Genomic DNA, 19408 nt, shown 5'->3' with positions numbered 1-19408 from the left:
GCAGGTTTTCAGCTACCCTGCGCTGCGGCTCCGGGTACTTCGGCTTTACTCGCTCCACCGACACGCTAGTACAGCTTTGGGCCAGCGCTTGCCCGCCGCGCCATATATTGACGACCGTCCTGGTAGCCATCCGCTTTCTTGTTGGCAACCTGTTGCTAGCTAGTTGTTTGTGGCGTAGTGATGTGGATGGAAAAGATTGGAGAAAAGTGCTTTTGCCCGCCGAACTTAGGTTTGCAAGCCAAATGCGCAGCCATCTTAAGGGACTGAAACAACGCAAGCAAAAAGCCCCGCCGGCCACTGGCCAGCGGGGCTTTCCATCAAATTTTAACGGGGACTACTGCCGCACCACGCGCTGGGTCAGCACACCCTGCTCGGTGAGCACGCGGAAGGTGTACACACCCGCCGCCAGATGGCCGAGCTTCAGCTGGGCCGTGCCGGGGGCCACCGGGCCGGTGTGCACTACCTGGCCCAGGGCGTTGAGCACCGTCAGCTGCGACGCTTTGGCAGTGGCCCCGCTCAGCTCTAGGCTAAGCTGGCCGTCGGCCGTGGGGTTCGGGAATACGCGCAAACTCACACCGGCCAGCGTGGCCGTGGCCGTGCTCAGCACCGTGGCCGTGACGGCCGCCGAGGGCGACGACGCGCAGCTGCCCGCGAGGGCCACCACCGTGTAGGAGCCGGTTTGTGTGCCGGCCGTGAGCAGCAGGGTACCGGTGGCGGTGGGCGTGCCCACGGCCGTGGGCGTGCCGCCCACATTCTGGTAGAACTGGTAGGTCAGGCCCGCCTGGGTGGGCGTGCTCAGCAGCACCGTGCCGCCGGCCTGGGGCGTGGCCGTAAGCACCGGCTGGCTGGGCGGCGTCGTCACGTTCACCTGGATGGCGGTGCGGGCGGCCGGGCTTACGCAGGTCGTGCTAGTCTGCCAGTTGTAGAAGTAGTAGTAGTAGCCGGTCGTGGTCGGCCCCGTGATGCTCACCTGGCCGCTGGGCGAGGTGTAGGGGTACGCGGTGGCCGGCGTGGCGCTGAGGTAGTCGCGGATGAGCGCGGGCGAAGCATTGCGCAGGTACAGCGTGTAGCCGCTGGCGGCCGGCACCGCGATGTTGAGCGTGAGGACGGCGGGCGCTACCGTGTTCGTTGGGTTGGCCGGCACCGTGGCGTTGACGGTGGCGATTGCCGGCGAGAAGAAGCTCGTGCCGTTCAGAAGCTGAATGGTGGCCGTGCCCGCCGCCGCGTTGGGCTGCCGGTACACCGTCACCGTCGAAATTGTGGTCGGGGCCGTGGTCGTGAAAATCAGGCCGCCGTCATCGTAGGCGCCATTGGCACCGTCGGTCAGGGTTTTGCCCACGTTCTCGGAGGTGGTAGCGAAGGCTTCGGCGTAGTAAGTGGCGTTGGCCGTGAGGGCCGGCGTGGTGTAGGGGTTGGTGGTGCCTACGGCCGTGCCGCCGGTGGCGGTGGTGAAGTAGCGCACGCTGCTACCGGCCGATACCGTGGCCGAGAGCGAAGCCGTGCTACCCGTGCAGACGGTCAGCGGCGAGGTAGCGGCGGTGATGGCCGGCGCGGCCACCGTGATGGCGGCCACGGTGCTGTAAGCCACGTTGGTGCCGCAAGTCACTTTGTAGCGGTAGTAGGTGCTGCTGCTGAGGGCCGGCGTGGTGTAGGTGGCGGCAGTAGCGCCGGTTACATCGGTGAAGGTGCCGGTGGCGCTGCTGCTGCTTTGCAACTGGAGGCTGCCGTTGGCCGCGTCAACGAGGGTGAGCGTGGCCGAGCCGCTGGTGCAGATGGCGTAGGTAGCCGGCGACAAGGTGCCGCCCACCGGGGCCACCACGTTCAGCGTGGGGGCGGGCGTCAGCAGGTCGTTGGTGGTGTTGCCGTCGCCGGTCACGGTGGCCGTGATGGCGAACGAGTACGTGCCCAGGGCCGTGAAATCGGCCAGGCTGGTGAAGGTCACGTTTTGCGTGGCGGCCGGGGCCAGCGTGCCCGTGCTGATGGTTTGCGTCAGGGTCTGGGTCGAGCCGCTGGGGCCGCTGACAACCGCCGTCACGGTGGCGGGATTAGTGGCGAAGTTGAGCGCCGCCGTGCCCCGGTTGCGGATTTGCACCGTCACTGGCGTATTAGTCCCGAAGCAAGTCGAGGCGTTGTTGTTCAGGGGTGATACCAGGCCGTTGGCGGCCAGGTCAACGGCCTGGGGCGCAAACTGGTAGGCCCCGAGGCTGGGCGCGGTGCTCGGGCGCGTCGCGCCGGTGTAGTCCACTGTCACGCTCAGGGGCGTGCCGGCGGCGGCCACGGCCGCCGACAGGGGCAGCAGGTTGGTGCTCGACACGAAAATCGGGTCGGTGCTGATAGAGTTGGCGTCCTTGCCGGTGGCCGTTTTCAGGGCCGCGAGCGTGGTCACATCGGTGCCCACGTAGCCGAGCACGCCGTTGGGACCGCTCACGTAGTAGTCGTTGTAGTCGCTGAGGTTCAGTACGGTGGCATTGGGGTAGTACACGGCGTAGGACTTCACCGTGTTCGTAGTGGCCGTGGTCGTAATGGCGTTGGCGAAGATGTTGTTGCGCACGTCGAGGCCGGTGGCCGCCGCGGCCGTCACCACGAGGCCCGCGCTGATGTTGCCCGGGTTGGCGCTGCTCGGCGGGTAGATGATGTTGCCGAACAAATTCACCGTGTTGTAGTACACTTTGGTGCCCGTGCCGCCCGTCAGTTGAATGCCAAAGGGGTTGCTGCTGGTCGAATTGAAGTTGGCCGACGTCAGCAGGTCGGAAATTACGTTGTTGGAGATTTCCGTGTTGGTCAGGTTGGTCGTGCTGTTCAGCTGGATGCCGATGGCCCCGTTGCCGTTGGCGTTGAGGTTGCGCAGGCCCGAAATCGAGTTGCGCGAAAGCACGGCATCGGTCACGTTGTCGTTCAGCACAATGGCCGAAATATTGGCCCCTCGCACCGTGCCATCCATGCCCAGAATGACGTTGCGCGACACGAGCGGGGCGGCGGCACCTTGCAGGTCGATGCCGCGGTAGAGGATGTTGCCGGCCGCCACGGCCGTCGTGCCCGTGGGCGCGGCCCCGATGCGGTTGTCCACAATCTGCAACCCATCGTAGGCCGTGGCCGTGCCGTTGGCTTTGGCAAAAATGGCTTCGGTGGCCCGCGTGATGGCGTTGTTCTGAATCACGAGGTTGTCGTTGTCGTCGCCGTAGGTGATGGTGCTCAGCGCGAAGGTGTACGGCGACGGCCCGGCCGACACGTAGATGCCGTATGACTCATCCAGGCCCGTATTGCCGCCCACCACGTTGAGGTTGCGCAGGGTAATGTTGGTCGAGCCGTTGCCCGCACCCTGGCTGCCCACCCACACCCCCGCATTGGCGCTGGCGTTGGTGCTGGTCAGGGTCAGGTTGCGGGTGGTGCCGCCGGTGGTGTTGGCCCCGTCCAGGGTAATGTAGCGGGCACTGTTGAGCAGCACCACGGCCTGGGCGCTGCTGCTGGCCGTGATGGCCGCGCTCACGCCGGTGTAGGGCGTCACGAGCAGCGTATTGGTGGCTGAAGCGCCTTGGTTGGTGCCGAAGGTGAGGGGGAAAGTCTCCGCCGTCGAGTAGGTAGCGTCGAGCAGGTAGAACGTGGTCGGCCCGGCTAGGAAGTTGAGGTTATACGCCGCCACGGCCGCCGTGAGAGTGGCAAACACGCGGTTGGCCGGCGTGCCGGCGGGCGGCGTGGAGGTGCCCACGTAGTACACGCCGCTCAGGTTGCCCACCACCTGGAACGAAGCCAGCGTGGCCGGCGCGGTGGTGCCGGGCGGGTTGGTGCCGCTGCCGCCCAGGGGGCCGGTGCCGGCGTTGGGGGTAGCGGCCAAGTCTTGGGCCGCCACGTAATACTGAATGACGTCGCCCGCCGCCACGCTGCCGCCGGGCAGCAGTGCGTAGTCGAAGGTGAAGGTGTACTGGCTGCCGCTCACGCTGGTGGCGTTCACGAACACAAACGCGCCCGAGGTGCCCTTGCGGTAGTACAGGCGCGGGGCGTTGGTGCCCGTAGCCACGCCGCTGGCGTCGGTGATGGTGGCCACCAGCGTGCGGCTGGTCGTCAGGTTGGTGTTGAGCAGGTTGGTGTACGCCACTACCGGCCCTGATATGTCGAGCAGCTGGTAGCTGCCTTCGTAGGCCCCCAGGTCGGGGGCGGTGGTGTTGCGCGTAGCGTTGGCGTAGTCGGTCGTGATACCGCTGATAGGCGTGCCGCCGCTCTCAATCTGCGTCGGCACGGTAGTGCTCACCTTCAGGAAGTTGGCACTGGTGCCGCTGGTGCTCACGAAGGGTGGGTTTTCCGTCACCGAATTCGCCTCGCGGCCCGTCATGAAGAGCTTATAGGCAGTCAGCGTCTGCTGCGCGTTGACGATGATATTGTTGCTGCCCTCGGCGTAAATCAGGTTTTTGGCCCCGGGCGTACCGGCGTAGTACAGGTTGTTGTTGGTGGCGCTGGCCAGGTTCAGGGGCACCACGCCGGCCGAGCCCGCCAGGCGGCGCAGCGCCGCAGTAACGCCCGTGCCGTTGGCCGTCGAGGTATTCACTACCACGTTGTTGCGCAAGGTGAACGTGAACGTCCGCGTATCCGAATAAGTAATGCCCGACGTGCCAAAGTCCGTGGCCGAGCTGCTGGCGTTGAGGTAGATGCTGTTGTACTGGGCATTCACCGAATTGGTCTGCAAAATAAACGCCGAGTTGCCCAGCGCCAGTCCCACAATGCTGGAGGTGCTGCTGCCGTTGGGCGCGTTGAGGTCGCCAATGAGGTTGTTGGTCACGTTGGTCGTGGTGGCCAGGGCGTAGATGCCCTGCACGACGACGAAGCCGCCGCTGGCCGTCAGCCCCGATACCCGGTTGCGGTACACGTCCAGGGTGCGGCCGCCGCTCAGGTTCATGCCCACGAGCGTGAAGCCGGCCCCGGCGATGTTCTGCACCGTGTTATCGTAGTACTGCACCGCCGCCGCCGCGTTGTGGTTGCTGGCAATGCCGTACACCGACGAGCCGGTGGACGAGCCGCTGAAGTTGCTCACCGTGTTGCCAAACACGTTTTGCGTGGTAGTGGCCCCGGTGCCAATGTTTAGCGCGTAGCTTGAGCCGAAGGTGGTGTTCGGGCGGGTCCAGTTGCTGAGCACGTTGCCCGACACAACCAGGTTAGGCACCGCCACCGTGTTATTGATGCCGTAGAACGTGGCCGACGCGGCCGTGGTCGAGGCCATCGTCACGTTGTTGTTTGCTATGGTTACCGTGCCGTTGGTGGCCCGCACCCCGCTGCTGTTCTGAATGCCGTAGGTAGCCGAGAACGTGGTGTTTGTGGTGATATTCACCGTGTTGCCCAGCAGGTCGGCGTTGCCGCCGGTGCTCACCAGCACGCCGTAGAGCTCGTTGGTAGGCGCAGCGGCCGAGCCCGTCGGGGCCGAATTCACGCTGTTGCCCTGCACCTTCAGCGCGTTCTGGTAAATGGTGTAGATACCGTAGGCCGTGGCCGTGGTGCCGAAGTTGGTGATGGTGTTGCCCGTGGCCGCCGTGCCGCTCACGATGCTGCCCACCTCGTTATTCTGGTCGAGGTAAGTGAAAGGGTTGGTGGCCGCGTAGCCCGCCAGGTAAATACCATTGTTGACGCCGCTGATGGCGTTGCCGTAGAACTTGTTGTTCGAGTTCGTGCCGTCCGCCGTGGTAGGCACCAGCTGCGTGGTGCTGGCTGGCGTGTGGTTGTTGGCATAAATGCCCATCGTGGCCGTGCCCTTTTGCAAGGTCACCACGCAATTGCGAATCACCACGTTCTGGCAGCCGTCTACCGTGGGCGTGCTGCCTTTCAGCAGCGCGAAGCCCCATTCCATCTGGGTAGTAGCGGTGCTGTTCGAGGTCGGGTCCACCAGCGTCAGCCCGTCAAACGTCACGTAGTCGGAGCCCTGCAAGCCGATAATAGCATCGAGCGTGGCCGAGGTGCCCGCCGCCGCCGTGAGGGTAGGGTTGGCCCCGGCGCCCGATTTCTGAAACACGACGGGGTTGGCCGCTGTGCCGGTAGCGGTAATCAGCAGGTTGTCCGCCGTTTCGGTGTAGCCCGCCGCGATGTTGAAGGTGACGCCGCCGCTGCCCACACCCTGCGCGTTGAGGTCAGCCACGGCTGCCGCCAGCGTGGCGTAGCCAGTGCTGCCCGAGCCGGGAATGGCCTTGCTGCCCGAAAGCTGCGCCTGGGCGCTCAGGCTGCCAAGCAGCAAGGCACCCGCGCCCAGCGCCCGCGCCAGCCGTGGCCGCGAGGCCAGCGCCCCGAGCCGCCGCAGGGGCGACTCACGAAGTAACATTTTTTGCATGAAAAATGAGGAGGTGAAAATGGTAAATACAAGGAGAAAGAGGAGCGCCGACGGGTAGCAGCCAGCCGCTGCAAAGCCGGCCGCGCCAGCAGGTGGCCGCGCGCCTGGGCAGCCCGGCCAGGGCCAGTAGTGAAGCTGGCAAGCAAGGCGTAACCAATTGCCAATAAGGCGCTTTAAAAGCCCGTAAACTGCACTTCGCAAAGCTAAGCGGCCCCCGAATCCAGCGGCAATACCGGGAACCCGGTATTTCTTTCTCCCGGGTTCCCAGGATTTTTTTGGCGCGGGGTGCGGCGGGCCAGGGTGGGTAGTACTTTCAGGGTTGCAAGTCCCGCGCCTGATGCCCCCGTTCGCCGTTTTCCTGTGTCTGCTGCTGCTGGCTGGCTTCTTACCGGCCAGGGGGCAGAGCGCCGCCGTTACCGAGCAGGTGCGGCAGCTGCTGCAAAGCAGCCAGGCGCTGCTACGCACCGACTCGGCCCAGGCCGCCCGCCTCGTGCGGCAGGCGCTGGCGCGCAGCCGGGCACTGGGCTTTACCGAGGGCATCGGGGGTAGCTACGTCATGCTGGGGCAGCTCCAGGCCGAGCACGGCCACTACGCGGCCGCCGTGGCGCTGTTTCAGCAAGCCGAGCAGCAGCTGGCGGCGGCCTACCGGGCGCACCCCACGCCGCGCCTGCGCTACTACCTGGGGCTCGTGGCCAATAACATCGGCTCGGCCGAGTGGGAGCAGGACCACGCGCTGCCGAGCATGGTGGCTTACCTGCGGGCGGCCGACCATTTTACCGCCACCCGCAACTACGACGGGCTGCTGGTGTTGTATTGTAACCTGGCCGACTGCGCCGGCGACCTGGGCCAGCGCCCGCAGCAGCTCGCTTACTTGCAGCGGGCACTGGCCCTGCAAACGCAGCCCCTGCACCATCCCGAGCAATTACTACCGCCTTACACCAGCTTGGTGCAGCTGCTGGTAGCGCAGCGGCGCACCGCCGAAGCAGGGCACTACCTGGAGCAGGCCCGGCTGGTGATGGCGCAACCCGAGGCCGAGCGCTACCGGGCGCTTTATGAGCGGACCCGGGGCATCTACTTTTTCAAAACCAACCGCTACCCACAGGCGCAGGTTAGCTTCCGACGGGCCCTGGCCGACGTGCGGCGGCAGGGCAATGCCAAAGACGAGGCCGGCCTGCTGCTGGAGCTGGGCCGCACCAGCCGCCGGCTGGGGCACTACGCGGCGGCCGATGCCGCCCTGCGCCAGGGCCTGCGCCTGGCCCGCGCCCAGCAAAGCCTGTCGGTGCAAACCCAGGTGCTGGCCGAGCTGGCCGCGCTGGAAGAAGCCCGTGGCCCCCAGCACGCGCCCGCCGCCCTGGCCTATTTCAAGCAGATGAAAGCCTTGGAAGACCAGCTCGCAGGCGAAGAAACCAAGCGCAGCATCCTCCAGCTCGAAGCCCGCTACCAAACCCGCCAGCAGCAGCAGCAGATAGCGGTGCTGCGGGCGCAGCGCCAAACCCAGCAGCAGGAGCTGCACCGGCGCGCTACCCTCAACTACGCCGCCCTGGCGCTACTCGCGGTGCTGCTGGGCGCGTTGGCCCTGGGCTACGCCGCGCTGCGCGCCCGCCAAAAGCTGGCCGCCCAGCAGCAGGCCAGCCAGGCCCGCAAAATCGAAGAGCTGGAGCAGGAGCGGCAGCGCCTGGCCACCGAGGCCATGCTGCGCGGCCAGGACGACGAGCGCCGCCGCCTGGCCCGCGACCTGCACGACGGCCTGGGCGGCATGCTCTCGACCGTGAAGTACTACCTCGGCACCGTGCGCGCCGGCCTGGCCCTGCCTGAGGCCAGCGCCCAGCTCTTTGCCCGCGCCCTGCACCACCTCGACGGGGCCACCGGCGAGCTGCGCCGCGTGGCCCGCGACATGATGCCCGAGGCCCTCCAGCAATTTGGCCTGGTAGCGGCCTTGCAGGATGTGTGCGACGCCCTCAGCCACGGCCAGGATTTGCGCGTGCAGTTCCAGACCTACGGCCTGGCCGAGCGCCTGCCCCAGCGCATCGAGGTAGTGGTATACCGGCTGGTGCAAGAGCTGCTGCACAACGCCCTGAAGCACGCCCAGGCCAGCCAGGTTATCGTGCAGCTGGTGCGCACCGGCGCGCAGATGCAGGTAGTGGTCGAAGATGACGGCCGGGGCTTCGACCCCGCCGCTACGAGCCGGGGCGTGGGGCTGCACAGCATTCAGGCGCGGGTCGATTACCTGCGCGGCACGCTCGACTTGCATTCCAGTCCCGGCCAGGGCACCACGGCCACCATCGATTTTTCAATTCCCGAAGCTTAATTATCTCTTATGGAACCCATTCGCGTGCTGCTCGTCGACGACCACCGCATCGTGCTGGAAGGTTTGCGCGTGCTGCTGACCCCGCTCGCCCACGTGGCGGTAGTAGGCTGCGCCGGCACCGCCGCCGAAGCCCAGCAGCTGGCCCGCGCCACCCGCCCCCACGTAGTGCTGCTCGACCTCAACCTGCCCGATGGCAGCGGCATCGATGTGTGCCGGCAGCTGCTGGCCGAGCAGCCCGCCCTGCGCGTGGTGGCCCTCACTACCCTCAACGAGCGCAGCTACCTCACCCGCATGATGCAGGCCGGCGCGGCGGGCTACGTGCTCAAAAACGCCCTGCCCGAGGAGCTCGCCGACGCCCTGGCCAAGGTGTGCGCGGGCAAGAAATTCCTCAGTGAGGAAATGCAGGAGCTGCTGCTGCAAAGCGAAGCAGGCGGCCCCGCCGTGGCCCCCGTGCTCACGCGCCGCGAAAAGGAAGTGCTGGGCTGCATCGCCGAGGGCCTCACCAGCCAGCAAATGGCCGATAAGCTCTTTATCAGCTACCTCACCATCGAAACGCACCGCCGCAACCTGCTCACCAAGTTTGCGGTGCACAACACCCCCACGCTCCTGAAGCACGCCGCCCACCACGGGCTGCTTCAACCCTGACGCAAGGGAAGTTTGCGGAGCGCTACGAGCCGCTCTAAACCAAAAATGCCAAGATGGCATAGGCCCGGCCATCGGCCACTACCTCGCCCACTACCGCCAGGCCGAGCGCCTGCGTGTGCACTTGCAGCGATACCGCGTTGTCGGTGGCGATGAAGGCAAGGCCCAGCTCGAACTGCCCGGCCAGGGTGCGCCGGCTGGCCTCGAACAGCTGCCGCAATAGCCCCCGGCCCCGGTAGGGTGGGCTCACCAGCACCGGCCCATAGAAAAACCAGCGGTACTCGGCCAGCGCCCGCTGCTGGTAGCGCAGCGTGGGTAGCTGGCTGATAATGGCTTGTACCAGTGGCGGGTACTGCGCCGCAGCCAGCCGCGAGTTCACCACAAAGCCGGCCAGCTCGGGGCCGCAGTAGGCCACCTGGCCCGGCACCGAGGCCAGCATGGCTTGCAGGGCGGGCACGGAAAAATTGCCGGTCAGGAAGCCGCCCTGCCGCTCGGCGGCGGTGAGGTGCTGGTAGGTGTGCTGGTTGGCCAGGGCAGCGAGGGCGGGCGCGTCGGCGGCCTCGGCCACGCGAATGGTGAGGGGGTGCATGGGCGGTAAACATACTCCAGCGCGCGGCTCGCCGGCCTGCGGCGGCCGGCAAGCCGGCCAAATAAAACTGCGCAGTAGGGGCTTTGCGTAAGCCTGGTATCACCTACTCCTTCGCTTATGGCCTCCTCCGCTGCCAACCCAAGCGCTGCCGGTGCCCCGCCGCGCAAGCCCGCCCGCAAGCCCCGCAAAGCCGCCGCCAAACCCAGCGCGCCCGCGCCCACCGAAGCGCTGCCCACCGACCGCCTCGACCTCATCGCGCAGGGCCTGAGCGGCAAGGCCAGCGCCAAGCAGGCCATTTTCCGGGCCACGCAAAGCGCGTTCGACGTGCTGCGGCAGGTGTCGCAGGAGCTGTGCCTGGAGCTGACGCAGCGCATCACGACCACCGTCGATGCCAGCGTCCGCATCGAGTACTACCCCGTCAACGGCATGGAGTTTCACATCCGCTTTTCCGGCGATTTGCTGGTGTTCGTGATGCATTCCAATATCGTCACCTTCCCCGACAGCTTCGGGCCGATGGGTACGCCCTACGTGCAGGCCGATTTTCGGCGGCGCTTTTTCGGCCACATCATGGCCTATAACTTCATGGCCGACAGCATCAAGTACCAGCGCCTGAGCGACCCCGGCTACCTGGTGGGCCGCCTGCTGGTGAACATCGACAGCCACTACTTTCTCGAAGGCGTGGAGCAGCTGGAGCTGCCCGGCCACGACATGAGCGACTCGCCCGTGACGCCCGCCGCCCTGCGCCTGTTTGTGGAAAGCGCCATGATTGCGGCCGTCAACAACGACCTCATCGCCCCGCCCATGAGCGACATCCAGAAGATTAGCGTCAAGCAAAAGCTCGAAAACCAGCAGGTGAGCCGCGGCAGCAAGGTCGGCTTCAGCTTCTCGCACGAGCAGCCGTTTTAGCGGAAATAAAAAGGAGGGTGATGCTGCGTGCAGCGTCACCCTCCTTTTTACAAGTTTCAGATTACCCTACTTCTGGGCCTGGTCGTAGCGCTCGCCCTGCACCGAGGGCCAGCCACCTTCAAACATGATTTCGCCCAGCGGCTTGCGCGAGCGCGGGGCCAGCTCGCGCTGTTGCAAGGCCTCGGGCAGGGCCTCGACCTCGCCGGGGTAGCCGATGGTGAACACCGACACCAGCTCGTAGTCGGCCGGCACCTCGAAGGCGGCGCGGGCGGCCTCCTGCGAGAAGCCCGCCATCTGGTGAATCTGCACGCCCAGCTCGACGCCCTGAATAGCGAGCGTGGCCACGGCCTGGCCCACGTCGTGCTTGGCCCAGGCGTTGGGGTTGCTGTCGTGCGAGAAGGTGGTTTTGGCCAAGGCTAGCGCGATGGCCGAGGCGTTTTTAGCCCAGCTTTGGTTGAACTCGGCCAGCGTGCCGAGGATTTTCTGAAACGCCTCGGGGCTGCTTTCCTGCGAGCCTACCACGAAGCGCCACGGCTGCTCGCCAAAGCACGAGGCCGCCGAGCCGGCCGCCGTAAAGAGCTGCTGGAGCACCTCGGCGCTCACGGGCTGGCTGGTGTAGGCGCGCGGGCTGCGGCGCTGCGCGAGCTGGGGCAAAATGGGGTGCTCGGGCTGGAGCACGTTGGTAGTATCAGACATGAGAAAGAAAAAAAGTGAGCGGTCGGCGCTACAACACCAAGCCGGGGGGCAGATGTTTTGGCAACTTCGGGGCGGCGGATGGGGTAACTAATTTTGACCGAAAATCGGCTTGCGGCTATGGTAAGCAGCTTCTACGCCCTTACCTTTCGCGCCCCGTCTTCTTTCTCCCGCCCGCTCATGCAGCCTTTCGCCAACGCTCCCGACGAATTGTTTCCAAATTCTCTCCTCATCGAAGTAGCCTGGGAAGTGTGCAACCAGGTGGGCGGTATCTACACCGTTATCCGCTCGAAGGTGCCCGCTACCGTGCCCGCCTGGGGCGACCGCTACTGCCTGCTCGGGCCCTACTTTCCGCAGCAGGCGCAGGGCGAGTTTGAAACCTACGACGATGCCCAGCTCGCCAACATGGACGACCCCTACGCCCGCGCCGTGCGGGCGCTGCACCAGCGGGGCTACGATATCTGCCTGGGCGTGTGGCTCGTAACGGGCCGCCCGCGCACGGTGCTCATTAATCCGTTTCAGAACTACCCGCGCCTGGCCGAGCTCAAAACCGACCTCTGGCGCGACCACCAGCTGCCCACCCCCGACAACGACGATTTGCTGCACCAAGTCATTGCCTTTGGCGACTTGGCGCGGGTGTTTATCGAGGAGGTAGCCCGCCAGACCGTGGGCCAGTACCAGGTTATCGGCCACTTCCACGAGTGGATGACGGGCGTGGCCATCCCCGAGCTGCGCCGCCGCCAGGTGCCGGTGCACCTCGTGTTTACCACGCACGCCACGCTGCTGGGCCGCTACCTGGCCATGAACGACCCCAATTTCTACGACCACCTCATGCTCGTGGATTGGCGCGCCCAGGCCAAGCACTTCAACATCGAGCCCGCCGTGAGCATGGAGCGCGCCGCCGCCCACGGCTCGCACGTGTTCACCACGGTAAGCGAGCTCACGGTGCGCGAGTGCATTTATTTATTGGATAGAATCCCCGACGCGGTGCTGCCCAACGGGCTGAACATCGAGCGCTTCGTGGCCCTGCACGAGTTTCAGAACCTGCACAAGAAGTACAAGGACAAGATTCACGAGTTCGTGATGGCCCACTTCTTCCAGAGCTACGCCTTCGACCTCGACGAGACGATTTACCTCTTCACCTCGGGCCGCTACGAGTATCATAATAAGGGCTTTGACCTCACGCTGGAGGCCCTGGCCCGCCTCAACCACCGCCTGCGCGAAAGCGGCCTGAGCGGCCAGGTCGTGATGTTTTTCATCACCAAGCGCCCCTACACCAGCATCAACCCGCTGGTGCTGCAAAGCCGCGCCCAGCTCGAAGAGGTGCGCCAGACCTGCCGCGCCATCGAAAAGCAGGTGGGCGAGCGCCTCTTCTACGCCGCCGCCGCCAGCCAGGAGCACCGCCTACCCGACCTCGACAGCATGGTGGACGACTACTGGAAGCTGCGCTACCGCCGCAGCCTGCAAAGCTGGAAAACCTCGCAGCTCCCGTCCGTCATCACCCACAACCTGGTCAACGACCAAGACGACGACATCCTGAACTTCGTGCGCCGCGCCAACTTGGTAAACAACCAGCACGACCGCGTGAAGATTGTGTACCACCCTGACTTTGTGAGTACTACTTCGCCGCTCTTCGGCATGGACTACGGGCAGTTTGTGCGCGGCTGCCACATGGGCGTGTTCCCGAGCTACTACGAGCCCTGGGGCTACACCCCGCTCGAGTGCGTGGCCCGCGGCGTGCCGGCCATCACCAGCGACCTCTCGGGCTTCGGCGACTACGTGCAGAAAAACGTGCCCAACCACGACGACAAGGGCATCTTCGTGGTGCGCCGCCAGGAGCGCAGTTTCGACCAGGCCGCCGAGGAGCTCACCGACATGCTCTGGAATTTCGTGCTCCTCAACCGCCGCGAGCGCATCACCCAGCGCAACCGCGTCGAAAGCTCGGCCGACATTTTCGACTGGAAAAACCTGCGCGTGTACTACGACCGGGCGTATGCGCTAGCGTTGGAGCGGCAGTAGCACAGGAGGCTTGTTCCAAACCATAACTAGTAGGCGATGAAACTGACTAGCAAGGAGATAATTCACCTCTTCGCTCGTAGCCTGCTGTTATGGTTTGGGCTACCGTTCATCGCAGTAGGACTATATGTAGTGACTGCTTCGGATTGGCTCGGTGTGCATTTTTACTTTACTCCACTGGCCTCAGTACCGGGCCGGGTGGTAGGGTCGCAGGAAACGAACTTTGCTATTGATGAAGAGCGGGTTTACGAAACGTTCTATCGGTATCAGGTTCAAGGTCAAGCGTTGGTAGGCAGCTCTTTTTCTACTGTCGCTCCGATGCGTCCTGATACTACCGCGGAGGTCGAGTATTGCCTTAATCGCCCTAGCCTCTCGCGCTTAAAAAATACCAATACGGGTCCCTTCGGCTTTATGGGGCTGATAGCCGGTCTGGTATTTATTTGCATGGGTAGCACAATCGTTTCAAAAACCCTGCTGGCCAAATGGAGGATACTTGCAATTCTGAAAGACATTGCTGTTACGCAGGCTATTTGTCAAAAGCTTGAAGCTAAAGCATTCCGCAGCGACGATACTAAAGATGATTATGTAGCTCACTACCTCTATCGAGCTAATGGGCATCAATACATGCATCTCTCCGAAACTATTGAAAATAATATAGTTGGCAAAAATGAGCTTATCGCCTACCAGCAAAATGCTCCTGACAATGCGGTGCTTGTAGCTGACCTACCACCGTTCTTGCAAGCAAAAATTTCGGACATCTGTAAATAGTAGCGCTACTAAGCCTACACAACTACATTTGAAGCGTTTAGCCGCTGTATTTTCCGTAATAGCCACCACTGCCCTGGCCCACGAGTTCTGGCTCCAGCCCGCCAGCTTCCGCGTGGCCGTGGGCGCTACGGTGCCGCTGCGGCTGCTGGTGGGCGAGGGCTTCAAAGGCGAAACCTGGCCCCGGCCCACGCGCCGGGTGCGGCGCTTTGTGCGCTTTGGCCCGGCCGGCGCGGCCGATAGCACCGACCTGCGCCCCGCGCTACTGGCCGACTCGGTGGCGCCGGCCGTGGCCTGCCCTACAGCGGGCACGCAGTTGGTAGTGCTCACCAGCGCGCCTTCATTCATTGAATTGCCGGCCGATAAATTCACTGCCTACCTGCGCGAAGAAGGGCTCGATAATGCCCTACGATACCGCCAGCAGCAAGGCGAAACCACTACCAAGCCCGGCCGCGAGGCCTACCGCCGCTGCGCTAAAACCCTGCTTTTGGCCACCAGCAGCGCCCGCGCCCCGGCCAGCCCGGCCGACACTACCTACCGCCGCGTGCTGGGTTTGCCGCTGGAGCTGGTGCCCGAGCAAAACCCCTTTCGGCTGCGGGCGGGCGCGGCGCTCACGGTGCGGGTGTTGCGCGGCGGGCAGCCGGTGCCGGGCGCGCTGGTGCAGGTGTGGGAAGTTCAACCCGCCCCCGAGAAGGGGAGCGCACCAGTTGCGCCCGCTCATTTCGCGACCCGCGCAAACAATAACGGGCGGGTATTGTTACGCCTGCCAAGCAGCGGCCCCTACTTGGTGGCCACCAACTATATAGAGCCCGCCCCGGCCGCCCTCGCAGGCCGGGCCGACTGGCTGAGCACCTGGGCAACCCTGACGTTTGGCGGCCCCGAGGGGGTAGCGCCCAGCCGCCAGCGCCCAGCTACTAAATGGTTACTGCTGAATATGTTGAAAATGCCCGTTATGCATTTTCCAATTTGTTGCTACCTTCGCCTTTCGCATCGCCATTTTTGCCCCCACGCGCTTCTTTATGAAATACTCCATCGATAAAAAAGAGAGCTACACCGTCATCACCATTGATGAAAAAAAGCTTGATACAACCGTAGCTCCCGACCTGAAATCGGAGTTTGTGAAGCTGAACGCGGAAGGTACCAACAACCTGATTCTGGACCTGCAAAACGTGAAGTACACCGACTCGTCGGGCCTCAGCAGCATCCTCATCGCCAACCGCTTGTGCAATTCGACCGGCGGCCTGCTGGTGCTCACCGGCCTGCAAGACCACGTGCTCAAGCTCATCACCATCAGCAAGCTCGAGTCGGTGCTGCACATCCTGCCCACCGTGGAAGAAGGCATCGACCGCATTTTCCTGCACTCCATCGAGCGCGACCTCACGGATAAAGAATAGCTTTTTTAAGCTGTTAGCTATTGGCTGTTAGCTGTTGGCTTTCCTCTTTACAGGAAAGTGAACAACTGATAGCCAATAGCTTTTTTTATTTTACTAATCGGCTCTTACCTGCTGGCGGCACGCGCTTTCGAGAAAAAGCCAGCAGCTACCAGCTAATAGCCAGCAGCTTAGGACAGGACATGCAATTTGAGCTTCAGATACTCGGCAGCGCGTCGGCCACGCCGATGGTGGGCCGCCACCCCACCGCCCAGCTGCTGGCCGTGGGCGAAGGCCGCTACCTCATCGACTGCGGCGAGGGCACGCAGTGGCGGCTGATGGAGCTCAAGCGCCGCCTGAGCTCGCTGCGGGTTATTTTTATCTCGCACCTGCACGGCGACCACTATTTTGGCCTGTTTGGGCTGCTGGGCACGCTGCACTTGCAGGGCCGGCAAGAGCCGCTCACCATCGTGGGGCCGCCCGGCCTCGACCAGGTGCTCACTACCCAGGCCATGCACTCGGGCGTGCAGTATGGGTTCAACCTCGACTTCGTGCCCGTCGATACCGAGGCCCACGCCGTGGTGTATGCCGATGCGCTCATCAAGGTTTCGACCCTGCCCATGCGCCACCGCGTGCCGTGCTGTGGCTACCTCTTCGAGGAGCAGCCCCGGCGCGACCGGCTGGTGAAGGAGCGCCTGCCCGTGGGCCTCAGCCCCGCCGAGCTGGCCCAGCTGGCCCAGGGCCTCGACCTGCCCACCGACCCCGCCACTGGCCGCCCCGCCCTGCGCCACGCCGACGTATCGGTGCCCGCCGCCGCGCCCCGCCGCTACGCTTTCTGCTCCGACACGCTCTACACGCCCGCGCTGGCCGCGCTGGTGCGCGGGGCCGACGTGCTTTACCACGAGGCTACCTTCCTGGAAGAGCTGCGCGAGCGCGCCGCCCACACCCACCACAGCACCGCCCGCCAGGCCGCCGAGCTGGCGCGGGCGGCCGGCGTGGGCCGCCTGCTGATTGGGCACTTCTCATCGCGCTACAAGCAACTGGCCGCGCATTTGGCCGAGGCGCAGGCAGTTTTTCCGAATACCGATTTGGCGATTGAAGGCTTGCTGGTGAGTGTATAACCCAGTGTCATGCTGAGCGGAGCCGAAGCATCTCTATCGGTGAACTAACTTCTTAATGCTAGCAACGAAGTGGTAGAGATGCTTCGACTCCGCTGCGTCGCTGCTTGATGCGCAGAACGCTCAGCATGACGGGCGCGCCCGTTTCACAACTTGACATGACTTCCTACGCCCACAAAAAGCAGCAGCTCTACCTCGTCCTCAGCGGCATATTTCTGGTGAATGCCCTGCTGGCCGAAATAATCGGTGTCAAGATTTTTTCGGTTGAAAAAACCTTCGGCCTCACGGGTAGCCTTTCGGCGGGCGTGCTGGTGTGGCCGGTCGTGTTTATTGGCACCGACGTTATCAACGAGTACTTTGGGCGCAAGGGCGTGCTGCGCATCACCTGGCTCACGGTGGGGCTGATTTTGTACGCTTTTCTAGTGATTTTGGGCACGACCAAGCTCGCGCCTGCCGATTTCTGGCTTAGTCTCAACAAGACCGACGCGCAGGGCCGGCCGTTCGACATCGAGTTTGCTTACCAGAGTATTTTCCGGCAGGGGCTGGGCATTATCGTGGGCTCGCTCACGGCCTTTGTCATTGGGCAGGTGCTGGATGCCAGCGTGTTTCAGGCGTTTCGGCGCGTCACGGGCAGCCGCTTTATCTGGCTGCGGGCCACGGGCTCCACGCTCATTTCGCAGCTCGTCGACAGCTTCGTGGTGCTCTACGTGGCGTTTCACGTGTTTGGCAACTGGCCGCTGGCACAAGTAGTCAGCGTGGCTACCTTCAACTACTGGTACAAGTGCGCGGCGGCGGTGCTGCTCACGCCGCTGCTCTACCTGGCCCACTACCTCATTGACCGCTACCTCGGCCCGGCCGAAACGGCAGAGCTCCAGGCCGAAGCAATTGTCGATAAAAGCGTGTAGCTTTCGTCTTTCGTTTTGCTGCCTGCCTATGCGCCTATTTTTTACTTGCTTTTTCCTAGTGGGAATGCTGCCGGCGGTGCGGGCGCAAATGCATAAGAGCCTGCTCTTTAACGGCAAAGGCTGGCCGGGCACGTACTTTCTGCGCACCGACCAGCAGCAGCCCCGCCGCGGTAGCCTGCGCGTGTACGCCCACGAGCTTATCGTGTTTACCGACCAGGGCCAGACGCTGCGCTACAAGCCCGAAGACGTGTACCGCGTGCAGGTGGGCCGCGTGCGCTACACCACGGCCCAGGGCTTCAAGGCCAAAAGCGGGCTGTGGGCCACCCGGCAGTCGAGCCGGCTCTTTGTGGAGGTGCTCGACAGCGGCCGGGTATCCTTGCTGCGCTACACGCACTACGTGGGCGGCCACGACAACACCACGACCACGCCGCTCGCTACCTACCTGCTGCACGAGGCCGCCGCCGACTCGGTGGTGGCGCTGCCCGTGAACTCGGCCGGCAAGGGCCGGCGCTTTCAGCAGGCGCTGCTGCCGTACTTTGCTGCGCGCCCCGACTTGCGGCAGCTGGTCGAATACGGGGCCATCACTATCGACAGCCTGCCGGCGCTGGTGCGGGCCTTAAATTCGGGGCAGCCGTTTTATTTTCCTACTGCCGAAAGACCGTTGTTACCGCCAGCCGGCCCCGACCCGGCCCCGACTGGCAACTGATTAATTTTAACCTACATGTCCCGTATCCTCACCGGCATCCAAAGCACCGGCCGCCCGCATTTGGGCAATTTGCTCGGCGCCATTTTGCCCGCCATCGAGCTTTCTAAGCACTCGGCCAACGAGTCGCTCTACTTCATTGCCGACCTGCACTCGCTCACTACCGTGCGCGACCCCGCGCTACTGCGCGCCAACACCTACGCGGTGGCCGCCGCCTGGCTGGCCTGTGGCTTCGACACCGAGAAAAATTTGTTTTACCGGCAGTCCGACGTGCCGCAGGTAACGGAACTGGCGTGGTACTTGTCGTGCTTTACGCCCTACCCCATGCTGGCCAACGCGCACAGCTTCAAGGATAAGTCGGATAGGCTTTCGGACGTAAACGCCGGCCTTTTTACCTACCCGGTGCTGATGGCAGCCGACATCCTACTCTACGACGCCGACTTTGTGCCGGTGGGCAAAGACCAGGTGCAACACCTCGAAATAGCCCGCGACATTGCCACGGCCTTCAACAACCGCTACGGCGATACGCTGGTGCTGCCGCAGGCCAAGGTAGACGAGCAAATAATGACCATTCCGGGCGTGGATGGGCAGAAGATGAGCAAAAGCTACGGTAACATCATCGACATTTTTGCCCCCGAAAAAGAGCTGCTGAAAGCTGTGAAGAGCATCATCTCGGACAGCACGCCGCTCGAAGAGCCCAAAAAGGCGGACAAGGACGTGACGTTCAAGCTGTACTCGCTACTGGCCTCGCCCGCCCAAACGGCCGCCATGCGCCAGAACTACGAAGCCGGTGGCTACGGCTACGGCCACGCCAAAAAAGAGCTGTACGAGCTTATCATGCAGCGCTTTGCCGAAGAGCGCCGCTTGTTCGACTACTACCTGAATAACCTGCCCGAGCTCGACGCCCGCCTCGCCGAAGGTGCCCGCAAAGCCCAGGCCTACGGTGCGGGCGTGCTGGCCAAAGTGCGCCAGAAGGTAGGCTACGGCCACCCCTAGCGCAGCTTTTCGGTCAGGGCAAGAGCCTGCTCCGAGCTTTCCAACTACCTCCCACAAAAAAACGGCCCGCTGACTATCAGCGGGCCGTTTTTT

At 63.8% G+C, this 19408-nt stretch carries 14 protein-coding genes; 11 read left to right on the top strand and 3 right to left on the bottom strand.

Annotation, left to right across the window (positions count from 1 at the left end; genetic code table 11):
• Nucleotides 1–334: 334 nt before the first annotated feature.
• Nucleotides 335–6304 (bottom strand): T9SS type A sorting domain-containing protein, encoded by a 5970-nt coding sequence (locus tag VFO93_RS09025; protein ID WP_325134036.1) that lies wholly within the window; start codon nucleotides 6302–6304, stop codon nucleotides 335–337.
• A gap of 337 nt (nucleotides 6305–6641) precedes the next feature.
• On the opposite strand from VFO93_RS09025, the gene VFO93_RS09020 reads away from it, so the two are divergent.
• Nucleotides 6642–8612 (top strand): sensor histidine kinase, encoded by a 1971-nt coding sequence (locus VFO93_RS09020; RefSeq protein WP_325134035.1) that lies wholly within the window; start codon nucleotides 6642–6644, stop codon nucleotides 8610–8612.
• A 9-nt stretch (nucleotides 8613–8621) separates the two neighbouring features.
• Nucleotides 8622–9257 carry a response regulator transcription factor gene (locus VFO93_RS09015; RefSeq protein ID WP_325134034.1) on the top strand — a complete coding sequence of 212 codons (636 nt, stop codon included), beginning with the start codon at nucleotides 8622–8624 and terminating at the stop codon, nucleotides 9255–9257.
• A 34-nt stretch (nucleotides 9258–9291) separates the two neighbouring features.
• Here the strand turns inward: VFO93_RS09015 and VFO93_RS09010 are convergent, their stop codons facing one another.
• On the bottom strand, nucleotides 9292–9843 hold the full coding sequence (locus VFO93_RS09010; RefSeq protein WP_325134033.1) for a hypothetical protein: 552 nt from the start codon (nucleotides 9841–9843) through the stop codon (nucleotides 9292–9294).
• Between the two features lie 117 nt (nucleotides 9844–9960).
• Here VFO93_RS09010 and VFO93_RS09005 point away from each other — a divergent pair, with 117 nt between their 5' ends.
• Nucleotides 9961–10749, top strand: a complete 789-nt coding sequence (locus VFO93_RS09005) for a hypothetical protein (protein WP_325134032.1) — start codon at nucleotides 9961–9963, stop codon at nucleotides 10747–10749.
• A gap of 66 nt (nucleotides 10750–10815) precedes the next feature.
• Here VFO93_RS09005 and VFO93_RS09000 read toward each other — a convergent pair whose 3' ends face one another.
• Nucleotides 10816–11445: a nitroreductase family protein gene (locus VFO93_RS09000; protein WP_325134031.1), complete on the bottom strand. Its 630-nt coding sequence runs from the start codon at nucleotides 11443–11445 to the stop codon at nucleotides 10816–10818.
• A 177-nt stretch (nucleotides 11446–11622) separates the two neighbouring features.
• Between VFO93_RS09000 and VFO93_RS08995 the strand changes: the two genes are divergently transcribed.
• The 8 genes from VFO93_RS08995 to trpS all read left to right on the top strand — a co-directional run bounded on the left by VFO93_RS08995 (nucleotide 11623) and on the right by trpS (nucleotide 19315).
• Complete coding sequence (locus VFO93_RS08995) at nucleotides 11623–13461, top strand: glycosyltransferase (RefSeq protein WP_325134030.1); 1839 nt, start codon at nucleotides 11623–11625, stop codon at nucleotides 13459–13461.
• Between the two features lie 36 nt (nucleotides 13462–13497).
• A complete protein-coding gene (locus VFO93_RS08990) occupies nucleotides 13498–14226 on the top strand; it encodes a DUF3592 domain-containing protein (protein ID WP_325134029.1) in 729 nt (242 codons plus the stop codon).
• A 28-nt stretch (nucleotides 14227–14254) separates the two neighbouring features.
• Entirely contained in the window at nucleotides 14255–15262 is a 1008-nt protein-coding gene (locus VFO93_RS08985; RefSeq protein ID WP_325134028.1) for a DUF4198 domain-containing protein, read from the top strand.
• Nucleotides 15243–15617 (top strand): STAS domain-containing protein, encoded by a 375-nt coding sequence (locus VFO93_RS08980; protein ID WP_144845077.1) that lies wholly within the window; start codon nucleotides 15243–15245, stop codon nucleotides 15615–15617. The genes VFO93_RS08985 and VFO93_RS08980 overlap by 20 nt, the downstream gene beginning before the upstream one ends.
• A 179-nt stretch (nucleotides 15618–15796) precedes the next feature.
• Nucleotides 15797–16714, top strand: coding sequence for a ribonuclease Z (locus tag VFO93_RS08975; protein WP_325134027.1), 918 nt, complete (start codon nucleotides 15797–15799; stop codon nucleotides 16712–16714).
• A 155-nt stretch (nucleotides 16715–16869) separates the two neighbouring features.
• Nucleotides 16870–17616: a queuosine precursor transporter gene (locus tag VFO93_RS08970; RefSeq protein ID WP_325134026.1), complete on the top strand. Its 747-nt coding sequence runs from the start codon at nucleotides 16870–16872 to the stop codon at nucleotides 17614–17616.
• A 28-nt stretch (nucleotides 17617–17644) separates the two neighbouring features.
• Nucleotides 17645–18322 (top strand): hypothetical protein, encoded by a 678-nt coding sequence (locus VFO93_RS08965; RefSeq protein ID WP_325134025.1) that lies wholly within the window; start codon nucleotides 17645–17647, stop codon nucleotides 18320–18322.
• A 15-nt stretch (nucleotides 18323–18337) separates the two neighbouring features.
• Nucleotides 18338–19315 (top strand): tryptophan--tRNA ligase, encoded by a 978-nt coding sequence (gene trpS, locus VFO93_RS08960; RefSeq protein ID WP_325134024.1) that lies wholly within the window; start codon nucleotides 18338–18340, stop codon nucleotides 19313–19315.
• Nucleotides 19316–19408: the final 93 nt, after the last annotated feature.

Origin of the sequence: Hymenobacter sp. (assembly GCF_035709525.1) — a bacterium.
In the GTDB taxonomy this organism is placed as follows: Bacteria; Bacteroidota; Bacteroidia; order Cytophagales; family Hymenobacteraceae; genus Hymenobacter.
This window is presented reverse-complemented; position numbering and strand designations above follow the sequence as displayed.